Consider the following 12,152-nt stretch of genomic DNA (forward strand, 5'->3'; position numbering starts at 1 on the left):
ATAATAAGTTTATTTTATTGATTCATATAGTGATTCAAACTCCGCCTGATTCTGAATAAAAACATCAACAAGCGCTGGATCAAAGTGACTTCCTTTACTTAAACTAATAATTTCAATGCTCTTTTCGTGCGAAAAGGCCTCTTTATACACTCGCTTGGAGCGAAGTGCGTCGTAGACATCAGCAAGTGCCATGATGCGAGCGGACAGAGGTATAGTATCCCCTTTAAGACCTTTATTATAACCGCTGCCATTCCATTTCTCGTGATGATACAGAGCGATATCCATACCCATTTTGAGAAAATCGTTCTTATCGTATTGCTGTCCGACTTTAGAAAGTGTATCATATCCTATCCGCACATGGGTCTTCATAATTGTAAACTCATCTTCCGTGAGCTGGCCAGGTTTCAGCAAAATACTGTCGGGTATGCCCACTTTCCCGATATCATGAAGTGGACTGGCCTTATATATTGTTTCAATAAATATGTCAGTAATAGCATTTTCATATTCAGCAATAGGTCGTGCTTTTTCGGCAAGCAATCGACAGAAGCTGGCTGTCCGTTCGATATGTGCACCGGTATCGTCATCCCTTGATTCCGATAGTTTAATCAGAGCATAGATAGTTGCCATTTGAGAAGACGAGATTTCTCGAACTTTTTCATCCACCAGAAGCTCAAGATGTTGACTGTATTTTTCAAGTTCGTCTTCGACCTTTTTCATCTCGGTAATATCTTGAATCGTCCCATAAAAAAGAATAGGAATACCTTTTGCATCTGTCTTGGAATAGAACCTTAAATGCACCCATTTTATTTTTCCGCTTTTCAACAGCAACCGATGCCTGGTTGTCCAAGGCTTTTGCGAAACAAATATCTCCTGATACCATACGCTCACTTGCTCCAGGTCGTCAGGATAGACAACCGAAAAATACAAATCAGTAGACGAGGGAGTTGAGCTATCAATTTCAAGAATATCATACATCGACTTTGACCAAGTAATGCTTCCCGAAGTAGGATTTAAGTCCCAACGGCCTAACAAGGCAATCTCCTGCGCTTCGGCGAGAGCTTCAGCGGCTGTACGTCAATTCATTGTTAAGCTGTTCAATGCTTTTTGCAATAGCAGCATGATCCAAAATCAGCTTTGTCAGCAGTTCCGTTTGATTATGGTAATCAATCTCCTTTGCGAAGCTTTCTAACGCATAGGCTTTAATTTTATCATCTGAATACTGGTCGTTTGACAAAATGTCCTGCAGTTTAAAATATCGATTATTCATATGAATTCTCCCGCCAACAGAAGATCGATGCCGATGTTTTCGATTGAGCGCAAATGCCCTATTATCGTTTTTACATCCTCTTTTGTTGAGATAATGCTGCCATGTTGAGTGGCTATTCTTTCAATATCCAATTTTTCGATCGTATCTAGGGCATTTGTCAGTGCATTGTTTGATGTCATGATAATCTGATGGAACTTCACGATTCCTTTGATAGGGCAATTCGCTGTATTCTCCAGACACTTTTTCCTATCCCGACATTCATCGCAAGCCTCGCCCAGTTCAAGCATCAATGTCCATCGGTCATCAAAACTGCCGAACAAATCGCTTGAAAAGAGCGTTTTTGTTTGCGTATCATATGTAACAAAGCTACCCGGAAGATGACAATATGGAGTCCCATAAAATTCCAATCGTCTGCCTGTAGCGAAGTCATAATGATTATTCAATTGACGATAATCAAGCTTCTTCGTTTTTGCCGAATAATAATGAATAAAAACATTGTTCTCCGCATGGGAAATAATTCTGAGAGCGTCATTATTTATAATGGACTCTAACTGGGGCAGACTACCACATAAATCCGGGTCATAGTGTTGATATATTAGCCTAGTAATTTGTGAAGGCACCAGTCCCGTTCTCAAGATTTTCAACATGACAGTACTGAAATCATCGCGATTTCCGCCGTCAATTAAAACAGCTTCCTCACCCTCGATAATCAGATATGGGTTACAGTGAAGTCCTCTGTTTTCATCAGAATAACCAACCCAGTAAATACCCTCGGCAATTTTTACCGGTTCCTTTTCCAGTGATATTTTATCAACTCCCACTTTTCAATCCTCCTCGTTGGCAATAATAAAAAACTTATTATTAATGCTATAATCAAAAACAGCTAAAATTAGTCTATTTTCAAAATTCACTTCTTCTTTGCTCATTTGGCCTACAGTTCGCTTTGCTCCAAATATACTTTATTTCGACCTGCGCGCTTTGCGGCATATGACAAGGGGACGTTTCGTTTGTCATCTTCATCATTTCAATGCCCGCTCCACCATCATCTTTCCCAGTCCCAATACCCGGCTCAATTGACGGATACTGCCACCGGTTTCCTGCTGAATCTCTCGGATCAGCTGATTCCGCTTGTCTACCGACAATTCTCCCAGATTCCGATATTCGGGGTTATGGTTTACCAGATCAGTCAGTCGTTCATCCGTCCATCTCATTTTTGAGCGGATATCCAGACATTCGTCCTGGTTTTCTTCCTCAGAAAATCGAATAAAATCTGCTTCTGTTGGAAAATAGTCTTTGACTATCCCACTATCAAGTGCCGTTGCCTTTCCATGATACGGCTGCCTGATCTGATGATAACTGCTCCTCATATATTCTTCCTATCGGAAAGCTATTCCAGCTTTTATGTGATTGCAGTGAGTCTAGCGAACCACCGTCATCAGATACTGCTCATCCATTCGATACTGGTCCCCAGTTCTTTCCCTTTTTTGATCAGCAGATGAACGTGGTTGTCCATCAGACAATAGGCATATAACTCAAAGCCGCCCATGACAAGGGGACGTTTCGTTTGTCATGCTCGTTATTTCACGGCCCGCTCCACCATCATCTTGCCCAGTCCCAACACTCGGCTCAATTGACGGATACTGCCACCGGTTTCCTGATGAATCTGTCGGATCAGCTGATTTCGCTTGTCTACCGACAATTCTCCCAGATTCCGGTATTCGGGGTTCTGGCTGAGCAGATCAGTCAGTCGTTCATCTGTCCATCTCGTTTTTGAGCGGTTATCCAGACATTCGTCCTGGTTTTCTTCCTCAGAAAATCGAATAAAATCTGCTTCTGTTGGAAAATAGTCTTTGATTATCCCACTATCAAGTGACGTTGCCTTTCCCTGATACGCCAGCCTGATCTGATGATAACTGCTCCACGGATATTCTTCCAAGCAGGAAGCTATTCCGGCTTTTATGGGATTGCAGTGAATGTAGCGAACCACCGTCATCAGATACAAGTCGTCCTCCACGGCTTCGCTGTTGAAACGATTCTGAAAGAGGTGCCCAGTTCGACCGTATTTGTTATTATGCAATTGCACATAGCCAACAGTCATCCGTTTGATGCTGGTCCCCAGTTCTTCGCCTTCTTTGATCAGCAGATGAACGTGGTTGTCCATCAGACAATAGGCATACAACTCAAAGCCGCCGATTTCTCTGGCTTTATTCAGCTTTTCCATAAAAATTGATCGATCCGCATCATCCAGAAAAATATTACGCCCATCCAGACCCTTCAGCATTACATGGTAAATGCCGGTTGCACTTTTAACCCGGGCTTGTCTTGCCATTTCTGATTTCACCTCCTGCTTTTTTTCAAGTATATCACAGCTTGATGGGCATGACAAACGAAACGTCCCCATGTCATTCCATCCAAAAATTTTATATATTTTTTTCTATATAAACGGCATTTAAAAGTAATTTGCTCAATCTCAATCTCAAAACTTTGGCTTTGTCTTTTATCAACAATATCAGATAGCACATAAAGGGCCGCTGCCTAATATTTGCAGATTGGCCAAAATCATAAGGACAATTGCAACCCATTTTCTTAATTTCGCATTGGTCAGCAATAACTTCATCTAACTGACCACCAAAAATTTTATCCAGTGTCGCTTTAAAGGTCTGATTACCATCGACCAGATATAAAACAGCGTCATTAACAAGTTCAGCTTCACATCACCTGTCCTGGTAAATTCCGGTTGTACTTTTAACCCGCGCCGGTCTTGCCATTTTCGATTTCACCTCCTGCTTTTTTTTAAGTATATCACAGCTTGATGGGCATGACAAACGAAACGTCCCTTTGTCATACCTTTGTCATAGAAGCGTCCCTTTGTCATAATGAGGTGCTTGTCCAGCGGCTGATCGAAGAAATCACTATTTTTGAGGACAAATTCATTGTGCACTTCAAATCGGGGTTGAACATAAAAATAAATGAGTAATTTACAGAAAAAAGGCACTTACAAATATAATGTAGGTGCCTAGGGTGTGTCTGAAAATAAATTCTTTACAGTTCATTCAATTTATATTATGCTTCCAAAAATTATTTTAACAACATTGAGTTTTAAGAATAAATCGAGATTAAAACAACACTTTTTCAAGTTTCTAAAGTCACAAATAATGTGTAGCTATTATTGCAACATGCTTGTACGCAGTCTTTAATTGTAGAATGCCTAGATAAGCCAACATCCTTCCTGATGCCTTCTTAAAGGACTGTCAACAAAGGATTTTTTAATCGTATTTTCGATATTCTGTTCCTCCTCTTGCAGCTGACTTTGACCAATCCGATAGCCCATCTCAACCGCTTTTTTTATGTACTCTGGTTTCTTTTGTATATCATTGATTTTTTCAACTCCCGGGACGAGGAGCTCATCACAAATTTTGAAATTTAATATTTCATTAAGATGAACAAATTCCTGACTTACTGCGTTAAAGATATTAATCTCAGGTGTTATTGCAGCCGAAATCAGATAAGTCTCCGTAACACTGCAGGAAGCTCGTCCTTTTGGTGCATTATAGGGATTAAAGCGGTCAATCACTCTTTTCATCTGTGAGGTAAAACCCTTCCAATAAATCGGTGACGCAAACACAAGCACATCAGCCCATCCCATAAGCTCATGAAGTTTGACGCCATCATCTTTAAACATACAATAACCTCTTTCAAAACAACTGCAATCTCCATGACATGGATTCAACTCACGGGTTACAGCATCAAAGATCTGTACCTCATTTCCAGATGCAACCGCACCAGCCATAAACGCTGCCACCAATGTATTCGTATTTCCATTCGGCCTGGGACTTCCAGTTATTATAAGTATCTTTTTTCCCATATTGATCCTCCTTGGTTAATTATACTGTGTATATGCACAGTATAATCCTGTATTATTTTCTTATCAATAGTTTAATGACATTGTCTCTCTGTAAATATTTTTCGACAAATTGACAATTAAACTGTCTTATGCAATAATACACATATTAGAATTGAGTGTATATACACATTTCTAGTTCATGCTTACCAAAATAATTTCAGGAGATGCTAATGAATGACAAAGATTGAACCATTAAATAGTCCATGCTATTGTATTAATTTTCGACAAACAGCAAATTCCTTAACCAAGTATTACGACAAAGGGTTTTCTCAGATCAATCTAACAGCCAATCAGTTTTTCTTACTTAATAGTATTCATCAGTTAGAATCGTGCAATAAAAGCCGTCTTGCAAAATATACGCGCCTAGATCGCACTACCATTATTCGTAACTTGGATATACTAATAAAAAAAGGGCTAATTGTCGAAGTCACAGGAACGACTAAACGAAATAAAGAGATTGAACTAACAACGACCGGACAAAATGCGATTGCCTCTGGAACGGTTATTTGGCAGCTACTGCAAAGTGAGGTCAAACAACACTTGGGGGTTGAGAACCTTGATGTTCTGTGGCGGATATTCGAAAATCTTGAAACATTGGAAAATTAAACATAAACTTGCTTATTTTTAATGCTTTTTTAAAATTAATTATTATCTAATGGAGGTAGAAAAATATGGAATTCGTTAAACTTGAACAACAAGGGCATGTCGGTATTCTGACCATCAATCGGCCTAAAGCGCTCAATGCCCTCAATCTCACTATGTTGAATGATCTGAATTCAGCACTTGATCAGATTGAAGCCAATGATAGCCTTTACGTTATCATCCTCACGGGTGTCGGGCGTGCTTTTGTTGCCGGCGCAGATATTCGTGAAATGAACAAATTAAGTGCCATTACCGCCAAATCTTTTGCTGATTTTGGTAACCAGGTCTTGTTGCGCATAGAAAACCTTTCTATACCTGTGATTGCGGTAATTAATGGCTTTGCCCTTGGTGGTGGATGTGAACTGGCAATGGCTTGCGATATCCGACTAGCAAGTGAAAATGCGACATTTGGTCACCCTGAAGTAGGCTTGGGAATTACACCCGGATTTGGTGGAACTCAACGACTTCCCCGCTTAGTCGGTTATGCTAAAGCGATGGAACTAATTTTTACCGGTCGCACAATTAGTGCAATTGAAGCTGCCTTAATCGGGCTGGTCAATACCGTTTATCCTCCGGAAGAACTGATGGCTAAAGCATTAGAAATGGCTCATTATATTGCTGATCAGGCTCCAATTGCAGTCCGACTCTCAAAACAATGTATTCGCCAAGGGATGCAGACCGATATTAATACAGCCGCAACTTACGAAGCATTAGCCTTTGCATTCTGCTTTGAAACAGAAGACAAAAACGCTGGCATGACAGCCTTTCTTGAAAAAAGAGCTGTTAAGTCTTTTGAAAACAGGTAGGCTGTAATCATTACCCAAGTATTAAATCCAACCCCAAAATTGTGCACCTATTTTTTAGAGTTTATTTGCATAACTGTGTATCTGATGATTTAATTTAATTCCTTTTTTAGAAAACCATCGATAGCCTTGCACACTGATGAAATAATCGCAAAGCATTTCAAACTATTGCTCCGCAATCTTCTATAACTCAAAGGACTCAAGTAGTTGAATAAACAGACACATTGCGGGGCTCCTCCATTTACTTTTATTATACGCAAAAATCGCTGTGATCTCTCCATTTCTGATTTCTGTTTTAATTTCAATCAACTTGCCCTGTTTCAATTCTGTTTCGACTGCAAATCGCGGCAGATATGCAATCCCAAGATTACTCATCACACTCTGCTTAATCGTTTCAATGCTCCATAGTTCAAGCTCTGTATCAAGTGTTATGTCTTTTTCCTTCAAATATTGATAAAGAATTTTTAGATATAGAGCATTTGGATCATTTTGAATATGGCATATTGACTTTCTCTGATTTAATGCAATGAAATTACGTTGGTTCTCATCTAAAACTGGCGATGCAACCAAAACGAGCGGATAAGTTTTTATGTTGTCGCTGACAATATTTTGGGGATATCTGCCAATTTCATAGTGGATTGCGATGTCTATTTCCCCTTTTAGCAACTGTTCTTGAATAGCATAACAATTCATGACTTGAAGTGATAGTTTTACATTAGGGGCTTTTTCTTTGAAAGCCCGAAGAATCGGTTGAATTTGGTATGTAATCAGTGTCTCTGGTAAAGCAACTTTGAGTGTTCCCTGAAGATCTTCATTACTTTTACAATAACAACTAAGCTCTTCAGTTGCCTTTAAGATACGATCGATGATTGGAAGAATCTCTAATCCTACCTGAGTCAATTCCATTCTATTGCCATTCTTTTCAAAAATCCGTATTCCCAATTCACTTTCAAGCTGCTTCATTTGAAACGTGATAGTTGATTGTGCATAATTTAGCGCTCTTGCAGCATTCTGATAGTTACCAGTTTCAATTATTTTTTTAACAGTAAGCAAATTTTTTAATTCCATTTATCACCTCTTGAAGATTCAATATTATTGAATTAGAATATCGATTATTTCAATTTGACTGAATCTATTTATTGAAATATAATATCATGCAGAAACAGGAAATGCAAGAATGGTAATCTATCTTCTGTGTTTCTCGAACTATTTCAAGGAGAAGATCTAATGGAATTTGATACTAAAATAAAAATTGTTTTAAAAAAAAATCTCGAATCATGGCAAGAACTAAATGTTACAGCTTTTCTCATGAGCGGTATAGCTGGCACACAAGACATTATCGGTCAACCTTATATAGACAAGGATAATGTTCAATATTTACCTATGTCTCAGCAACCAATAATGATTCATACGGCTACCAGAGAACAAATGAAGGAGTTCTTGAGGAAAGCTTTAACAAAGGATATTGCAATTTCAGTATATACTGAAGAATTATTTAAAACTTACAATGATGAGGACAATCGTGCTATCGTCGCTCAATTTGGAACAGAGGAATTAAATTTAGTGGGTATCGGCATCAGAGGGAAGAAAAATCAAGTTGATCGTTTACTGAAAGGATTCGAATTGCATCGATAATGAATATTTTATCTTTTTTTATATACTGCGTAATAGTTACGGTTACTCCTGGACCCACAAATGTCGTGATTTTGTCAACTGTGCATAATTCTGGCGTTAAAAAAGCAATGGAGTACACATATGGTGCAACAATCGCCTTTGGAATTTTGCTTTTTGTATCTGCTACACTGAATATGGCGCTTGTAACTGTTTTACCAGCTGTTTTGCCTGTTATGCAGATCATTGGAGGAATATACATCGCTTATCTGGCTGTTCAAATCTTTAGAATGAAATCATCTATGCACGTAGAGAATCGCTCACAGACTTCGTCATTTATATCAGGCTTCCTGATGCAATTCATCAACCCAAAGGTTGTGCTTTTTACCATGACAGTTATACCAAGCTTTGTTTTGCCTTACTATACATCTTCGCTTACGTTAATATTGTTTGTGTTAAGCATTACGATCGTTGGATTTTTGGCATTCATTACTTGGATTCTTTTTGGCAGCATATTTAAGGATTTTTTGCAAAAGCATCAAAAGGCTGCAAATAGAATAATGGCATTATTTTTATTATATTCTGCAATCATGGTATCGGGTTTGCTCTAAGTGCTCAAGTGTAAAGCATTCTCAATTTCTTACTTAATAAAAAGTGTACCTATTTATTAAGCAAGGACAGAAACCACCACGTGGCTTTTCATCGTCCCAGACAGCCCGAACTTCTTTATCATCAAAATCACCCTCTGATTGGTTATTAACATAGTTTAGAATGACGAGGGGACGTTTCGGAACCTGTGAAAAAATCCTGTTTATTCGCTAAGTTAGCAAAATTTGAATATCAAATTTTCAAAATACGAAATGAATTCTAATTCCGACAATAATTTCAAAAAAACAGGAAGATTTAGCGGTCATGATGGCCGCTATTCTTTTTAAATTTACGGCAATGGCTGCCAATTTCGCCTGTTTGGACATCGAAACCAGACCGTAGCTTCTCGCCCGGCCAAGTCCATGGAATCGTTTGAGCTCCGCATTTTTCCCTTCGATGCTGGCTCTTTTTTTATACTTCTCTTTAAATTCATCGGTTTTCTGACTTTGGGATATTTCATAAAATTCCAGTGTATTGATCCCAATATCAAGTATTTTACGAACCGACTTTCTTGCACACTGATCATGCTTGGGACAACTCTTACAGGTTTCCAAAACGAAGTAGTATCGGTATCCTTCCTGAAAGCCACTTTTGATATCTTTCCGGTACGGTCTGAAAATTCACACCAGCCGTCTAATGTTTTGATTTCTGTACTCATGTTTTCTCGTTCCTTTCTTAATTTAATTTGAACTGTTTGGATTGACTGTTTACTTTCTGACTGCCGTATTTCATAATAGGCATAAAATAAGACCTTTTAGCGACTTGTCCAGGTCGTGATGCTGCCGCTTGTACAATGACGGTTGGGTATCAATCTAGGAATTACTTTTGAATAATAGTTACTAAGTGGCTCTCAAAATTTGCATATTTTTTCGCTATACTGGCGATTTTTGACAAAAAAAGCAATATCAGCCTTTTACCGCCAATATTGCAATTTATCCAGTAACCACGCCATTTGATGACCTATCTACCACGACGAGTTCTATTCCCACACTTACATGGATTTCATTTTGAACGCTCTTTTCAAGCACATTTTGCCCCTTTAGAGTGAACACCATATGCTTAAAAAAGTGCATAAAATCAAGGATTTCTAGGTATCTGTGCGACATATCAACACAACCGTCTCCACGTGGAACGATAGCATCAGATTGATGTCTGGTATGTATTTTTCGTTTTGTCCGTTCTCGAGAACAGGTCAATAGTGGTTTTTATGGGGGTGTTCTGTTCGAGGGAACAGGTCAATGGTTTTTATCCGTTCGGGGGAACAAGTCGATACATGGGGTTTAATTCCTGTCATCTCCGGTGGCAAAGGCACTAACTATTGATAAAATGCACCGCTCAAATCAAATCGTTAAAAGATGCACCGCTTTTGCACACTCCTCGTTTTAGAGGTTACCGATGTAAGTTACACACCGTCCATATACTTCAGTCAATGACTACCTTTGAGATATTTGTACTCATTGAATCATTCATGAACAAGCAATAGTCGCGGAAGTATTCAATTTCAAAAAGCAACGCACACTGATTACGGAAAACTAAAGCCACATCCAAATTAGCCTTTTATTTTCATAGCGCTGTTCCACACTGACCGCAAAATCGAGCACCGAGAACAGCGCCGGAGCCACATTTCGAGCAGAACTTTATCTGCGGCTCAGCTTGGTATGTCAGCGGCAGATCCTCATTCGGCGCAGCGTCAGACAGAAACAGCCAGTCAATGTCCTCGCCGTCGTTACATAAGCCGATAGCTCCGGCAGGCGATACCACATAAAAGCTGTCCTCATCGATGGGGTCTTCACTATCGCTTGTTTCGGCAAGCACCAGCAAGCCTTTTACATCGTATCTATCATTGGAAGTGGCAAAGCTCCAGCTTGTGCAGCGTGTTGCCGAAAGCTCCGCAGCCTCCAGCAGCGTGTCAAATCTCTCCATTATAAAATCCTCCTTATTTAAATAATAGGTTATTACACCGCTTGCAGCGGTCATTTTGTATGGGGTTCATCATGGAGCAGACATTGCAGTAAATGATACGGTCTTTAGATTTGTCGTACTTCTCGTATGTACCGAATTTGGGATGAAACCGCACCCTGTCGCCAACCGAGAGATAGTCGTACATATGCCGCCCGCTGTCCTTTTCCACGATGGTTTTTTTCTTGCCCGCATCGGTGTTAATGATCGTGGTATATTCCGTATAGGTTCTGTAGTTATCATCCTCGCCGCCCCTATGCTCGCTTTTCTCCTTGCTGTACTGATTGACGACCACACCCTCCCACATTGGTTGCTTGGTTCTTCTCAACGCCAGCAGATTAAAGACCAGCATGACAAGAGCAATGCCCATGCCGATGATAATGGATTCTCCAAAGGGGAAATCGTCCATCAGCAGACCGGCGATGGGAAAGCCGATGAGCGGCACGAACACCAATATCCACATACAGCCAATGGAGAATTTTTTGTTTTTCTGTGCGGTACCGCCAGTATCTCAGGGCAGTTATACCTGTCGGAAAAGCCGACCAGCCCCGCGCCGCTCTGTGGGGGCGCGGGAGTTGCTACATGGTGTGGTTCCATCGGCTCCGACGTTGCCGAATTCACCGCCTTTCCGCAGCCAATACAAAATTCGGCTCCCTCCGGAAGCGTTGCGCCGCAAGCAGTACACACACCGGGGGCGTTTGTTTGTATTTTTGTGCCGCAGCTTGAACAGAAAGCCATCCCCTTCGTAATCTTGTTTCCACAGTTGGGACAAAACATATACGTATCACTCCTTTGCTCGATAATTTGAAATGCAGCGGGCTTCCTCGCCGCTGGTTTCTTCTTTTTCCCTCGTCTGGCTGTGCGTATGACAAGCAGCAGCAAAAGCAGAGAACCGATAGGGGCGAGAATGTGGTAAATAATTGCCACTTCGCCCATCTCGCTAAATTCGCACAGCATGGCGGGCTTATTCACATAAGGTAAAAAGCTAAGGTAGCGGATGCGCTCGGAGCGCGTTTCGCCCTCGGTAAGGCTCGGCCATGCCTCGTCGCTGCTATATATCACATAGCCCCGGTATTCCTTGCCGTTTACCAAAAACCAATAGCCCTTGGAAACAGTGCGGGAGCGATTTTGGCCCGCGTCGGTATCATCCAGCCGGCTGTCATAGCTGTCCACCGTACCCATTACGCTGTCGCCCCATATCGCCAGAGCCAGCGTGGAGAGACTTAAATACATGGCAAACAGCAGGACAGTGCAGATCAGGATAAGGATGGGCAGGGGGATGTTTTTATTCGTTTTCTTCTTTGCCATCGGGACGCTC

Annotated in this window: 14 protein-coding genes and 1 pseudogene; 4 read left to right on the plus strand and 11 right to left on the minus strand. The window is 40.6% G+C overall.

Annotated features, from left to right (window positions below; genetic code table 11):
- Positions 1–9 precede the first annotated feature (9 nt).
- From CHL1_RS17915 to CHL1_RS17940, 6 genes are all read right to left on the minus strand, one after another.
- Complete coding sequence (locus CHL1_RS17915; RefSeq protein ID WP_250934237.1) at positions 10–1,032, minus strand: HD-GYP domain-containing protein; 1,023 nt, start codon at positions 1,030–1,032, stop codon at positions 10–12.
- A gap of 28 nt (positions 1,033–1,060) precedes the next feature.
- Positions 1,061–1,267: a hypothetical protein gene (locus CHL1_RS17920; RefSeq protein WP_250934238.1), complete on the minus strand. Its 207-nt coding sequence runs from the start codon at positions 1,265–1,267 to the stop codon at positions 1,061–1,063.
- Positions 1,264–2,088: an oxygen-binding di-iron domain-containing protein gene (locus CHL1_RS17925; RefSeq protein WP_148637270.1), complete on the minus strand. Its 825-nt coding sequence runs from the start codon at positions 2,086–2,088 to the stop codon at positions 1,264–1,266. The genes CHL1_RS17920 and CHL1_RS17925 overlap by 4 nt, the downstream gene beginning before the upstream one ends.
- 198 nt (positions 2,089–2,286) lie before the next feature.
- The gene (locus CHL1_RS17930) at positions 2,287–2,634 is read right to left on the minus strand and encodes a hypothetical protein (protein WP_250934239.1); all 348 of its coding nucleotides are present in this window, start codon (positions 2,632–2,634) and stop codon (positions 2,287–2,289) included.
- Between the two features lie 209 nt (positions 2,635–2,843).
- Positions 2,844–3,596, minus strand: a complete 753-nt coding sequence (locus CHL1_RS17935) for a transposase (protein ID WP_250934240.1) — start codon at positions 3,594–3,596, stop codon at positions 2,844–2,846.
- An 879-nt stretch (positions 3,597–4,475) separates the two neighbouring features.
- Complete coding sequence (locus CHL1_RS17940) at positions 4,476–5,132, minus strand: flavodoxin family protein (RefSeq protein ID WP_250934241.1); 657 nt, start codon at positions 5,130–5,132, stop codon at positions 4,476–4,478.
- Positions 5,133–5,345: 213 nt separating this feature from the next.
- Between CHL1_RS17940 and CHL1_RS17945 the strand changes: the two genes are divergently transcribed.
- Together CHL1_RS17945 and CHL1_RS17950 are read left to right on the plus strand one after the other, a co-directional pair.
- Positions 5,346–5,777, plus strand: coding sequence for a MarR family winged helix-turn-helix transcriptional regulator (locus tag CHL1_RS17945; RefSeq protein WP_250934242.1), 432 nt, complete (start codon positions 5,346–5,348; stop codon positions 5,775–5,777).
- Positions 5,778–5,842: 65 nt separating this feature from the next.
- Complete coding sequence (locus tag CHL1_RS17950; RefSeq protein WP_250934243.1) at positions 5,843–6,619, plus strand: enoyl-CoA hydratase-related protein; 777 nt, start codon at positions 5,843–5,845, stop codon at positions 6,617–6,619.
- Positions 6,620–6,799: 180 nt separating this feature from the next.
- Here the strand turns inward: CHL1_RS17950 and CHL1_RS17955 are convergent, their stop codons facing one another.
- Positions 6,800–7,684 carry a LysR family transcriptional regulator gene (locus CHL1_RS17955; protein WP_250934244.1) on the minus strand — a complete coding sequence of 295 codons (885 nt, stop codon included), beginning with the start codon at positions 7,682–7,684 and terminating at the stop codon, positions 6,800–6,802.
- 159 nt (positions 7,685–7,843) lie between these two features.
- Between CHL1_RS17955 and CHL1_RS17960 the strand changes: the two genes are divergently transcribed.
- Both CHL1_RS17960 and CHL1_RS17965 read left to right on the plus strand, forming a co-directional pair.
- Positions 7,844–8,251: a DUF2000 domain-containing protein gene (locus tag CHL1_RS17960; RefSeq protein ID WP_250934245.1), complete on the plus strand. Its 408-nt coding sequence runs from the start codon at positions 7,844–7,846 to the stop codon at positions 8,249–8,251.
- The gene (locus CHL1_RS17965) at positions 8,251–8,838 is read left to right on the plus strand and encodes a LysE family translocator (protein ID WP_276520464.1); all 588 of its coding nucleotides are present in this window, start codon (positions 8,251–8,253) and stop codon (positions 8,836–8,838) included. Before CHL1_RS17960 ends, CHL1_RS17965 begins: the two co-directional genes overlap by 1 nt.
- A 237-nt stretch (positions 8,839–9,075) precedes the next feature.
- Here the strand turns inward: CHL1_RS17965 and CHL1_RS17970 are convergent.
- The 4 genes and pseudogenes from CHL1_RS17970 to CHL1_RS17985 all read right to left on the minus strand — a co-directional run.
- Positions 9,076–9,450 (minus strand): annotated as a pseudogene (locus CHL1_RS17970) (transposase); the annotation flags it as partial.
- A 988-nt stretch (positions 9,451–10,438) separates the two neighbouring features.
- Complete coding sequence (locus CHL1_RS17975; protein ID WP_148637265.1) at positions 10,439–10,798, minus strand: zinc ribbon domain-containing protein; 360 nt, start codon at positions 10,796–10,798, stop codon at positions 10,439–10,441.
- Positions 10,799–10,811: 13 nt separating this feature from the next.
- A complete protein-coding gene (locus CHL1_RS17980) occupies positions 10,812–11,279 on the minus strand; it encodes a hypothetical protein (RefSeq protein WP_250934246.1) in 468 nt (155 codons plus the stop codon).
- Entirely contained in the window at positions 11,243–12,142 is a 900-nt protein-coding gene (locus CHL1_RS17985; RefSeq protein WP_250934247.1) for a zinc ribbon domain-containing protein, read from the minus strand. The genes CHL1_RS17980 and CHL1_RS17985 overlap by 37 nt, the downstream gene beginning before the upstream one ends.
- Positions 12,143–12,152: the final 10 nt, after the last annotated feature.

The sequence above is a fragment of the Acetobacterium wieringae genome, from assembly GCF_023700225.1.
GTDB classification, from domain to species: Bacteria; Bacillota; Clostridia; order Eubacteriales; family Eubacteriaceae; genus Acetobacterium; species Acetobacterium wieringae.

What these genes read in the sequence shown, in the direction of transcription:
- CHL1_RS17920 (WP_250934238.1), bottom strand. Translation starts at nt 1,267, where the DNA reads ATGAATAATCGATATTTTAAACTGCAGGACATTTTGTCAAACGACCAG.
- CHL1_RS17930 (WP_250934239.1), bottom strand. Translation starts at nt 2,634, where the DNA reads ATGAGGAGCAGTTATCATCAGATCAGGCAGCCGTATCATGGAAAGGCA.
- CHL1_RS17935 (WP_250934240.1), bottom strand. Translation starts at nt 3,596, where the DNA reads ATGGCAAGACAAGCCCGGGTTAAAAGTGCAACCGGCATTTACCATGTA.
- CHL1_RS17940 (WP_250934241.1), bottom strand. Translation starts at nt 5,132, where the DNA reads ATGGGAAAAAAGATACTTATAATAACTGGAAGTCCCAGGCCGAATGGA.
- CHL1_RS17945 (WP_250934242.1), top strand. Translation starts at nt 5,346, where the DNA reads ATGACAAAGATTGAACCATTAAATAGTCCATGCTATTGTATTAATTTT.
- CHL1_RS17950 (WP_250934243.1), top strand. Translation starts at nt 5,843, where the DNA reads ATGGAATTCGTTAAACTTGAACAACAAGGGCATGTCGGTATTCTGACC.
- CHL1_RS17955 (WP_250934244.1), bottom strand. Translation starts at nt 7,684, where the DNA reads ATGGAATTAAAAAATTTGCTTACTGTTAAAAAAATAATTGAAACTGGT.
- CHL1_RS17960 (WP_250934245.1), top strand. Translation starts at nt 7,844, where the DNA reads ATGGAATTTGATACTAAAATAAAAATTGTTTTAAAAAAAAATCTCGAA.
- CHL1_RS17965 (WP_276520464.1), top strand. Translation starts at nt 8,251, where the DNA reads ATGAATATTTTATCTTTTTTTATATACTGCGTAATAGTTACGGTTACT.
- CHL1_RS17975 (WP_148637265.1), bottom strand. Translation starts at nt 10,798, where the DNA reads ATGGAGAGATTTGACACGCTGCTGGAGGCTGCGGAGCTTTCGGCAACA.
- CHL1_RS17985 (WP_250934247.1), bottom strand. Translation starts at nt 12,142, where the DNA reads ATGGCAAAGAAGAAAACGAATAAAAACATCCCCCTGCCCATCCTTATC.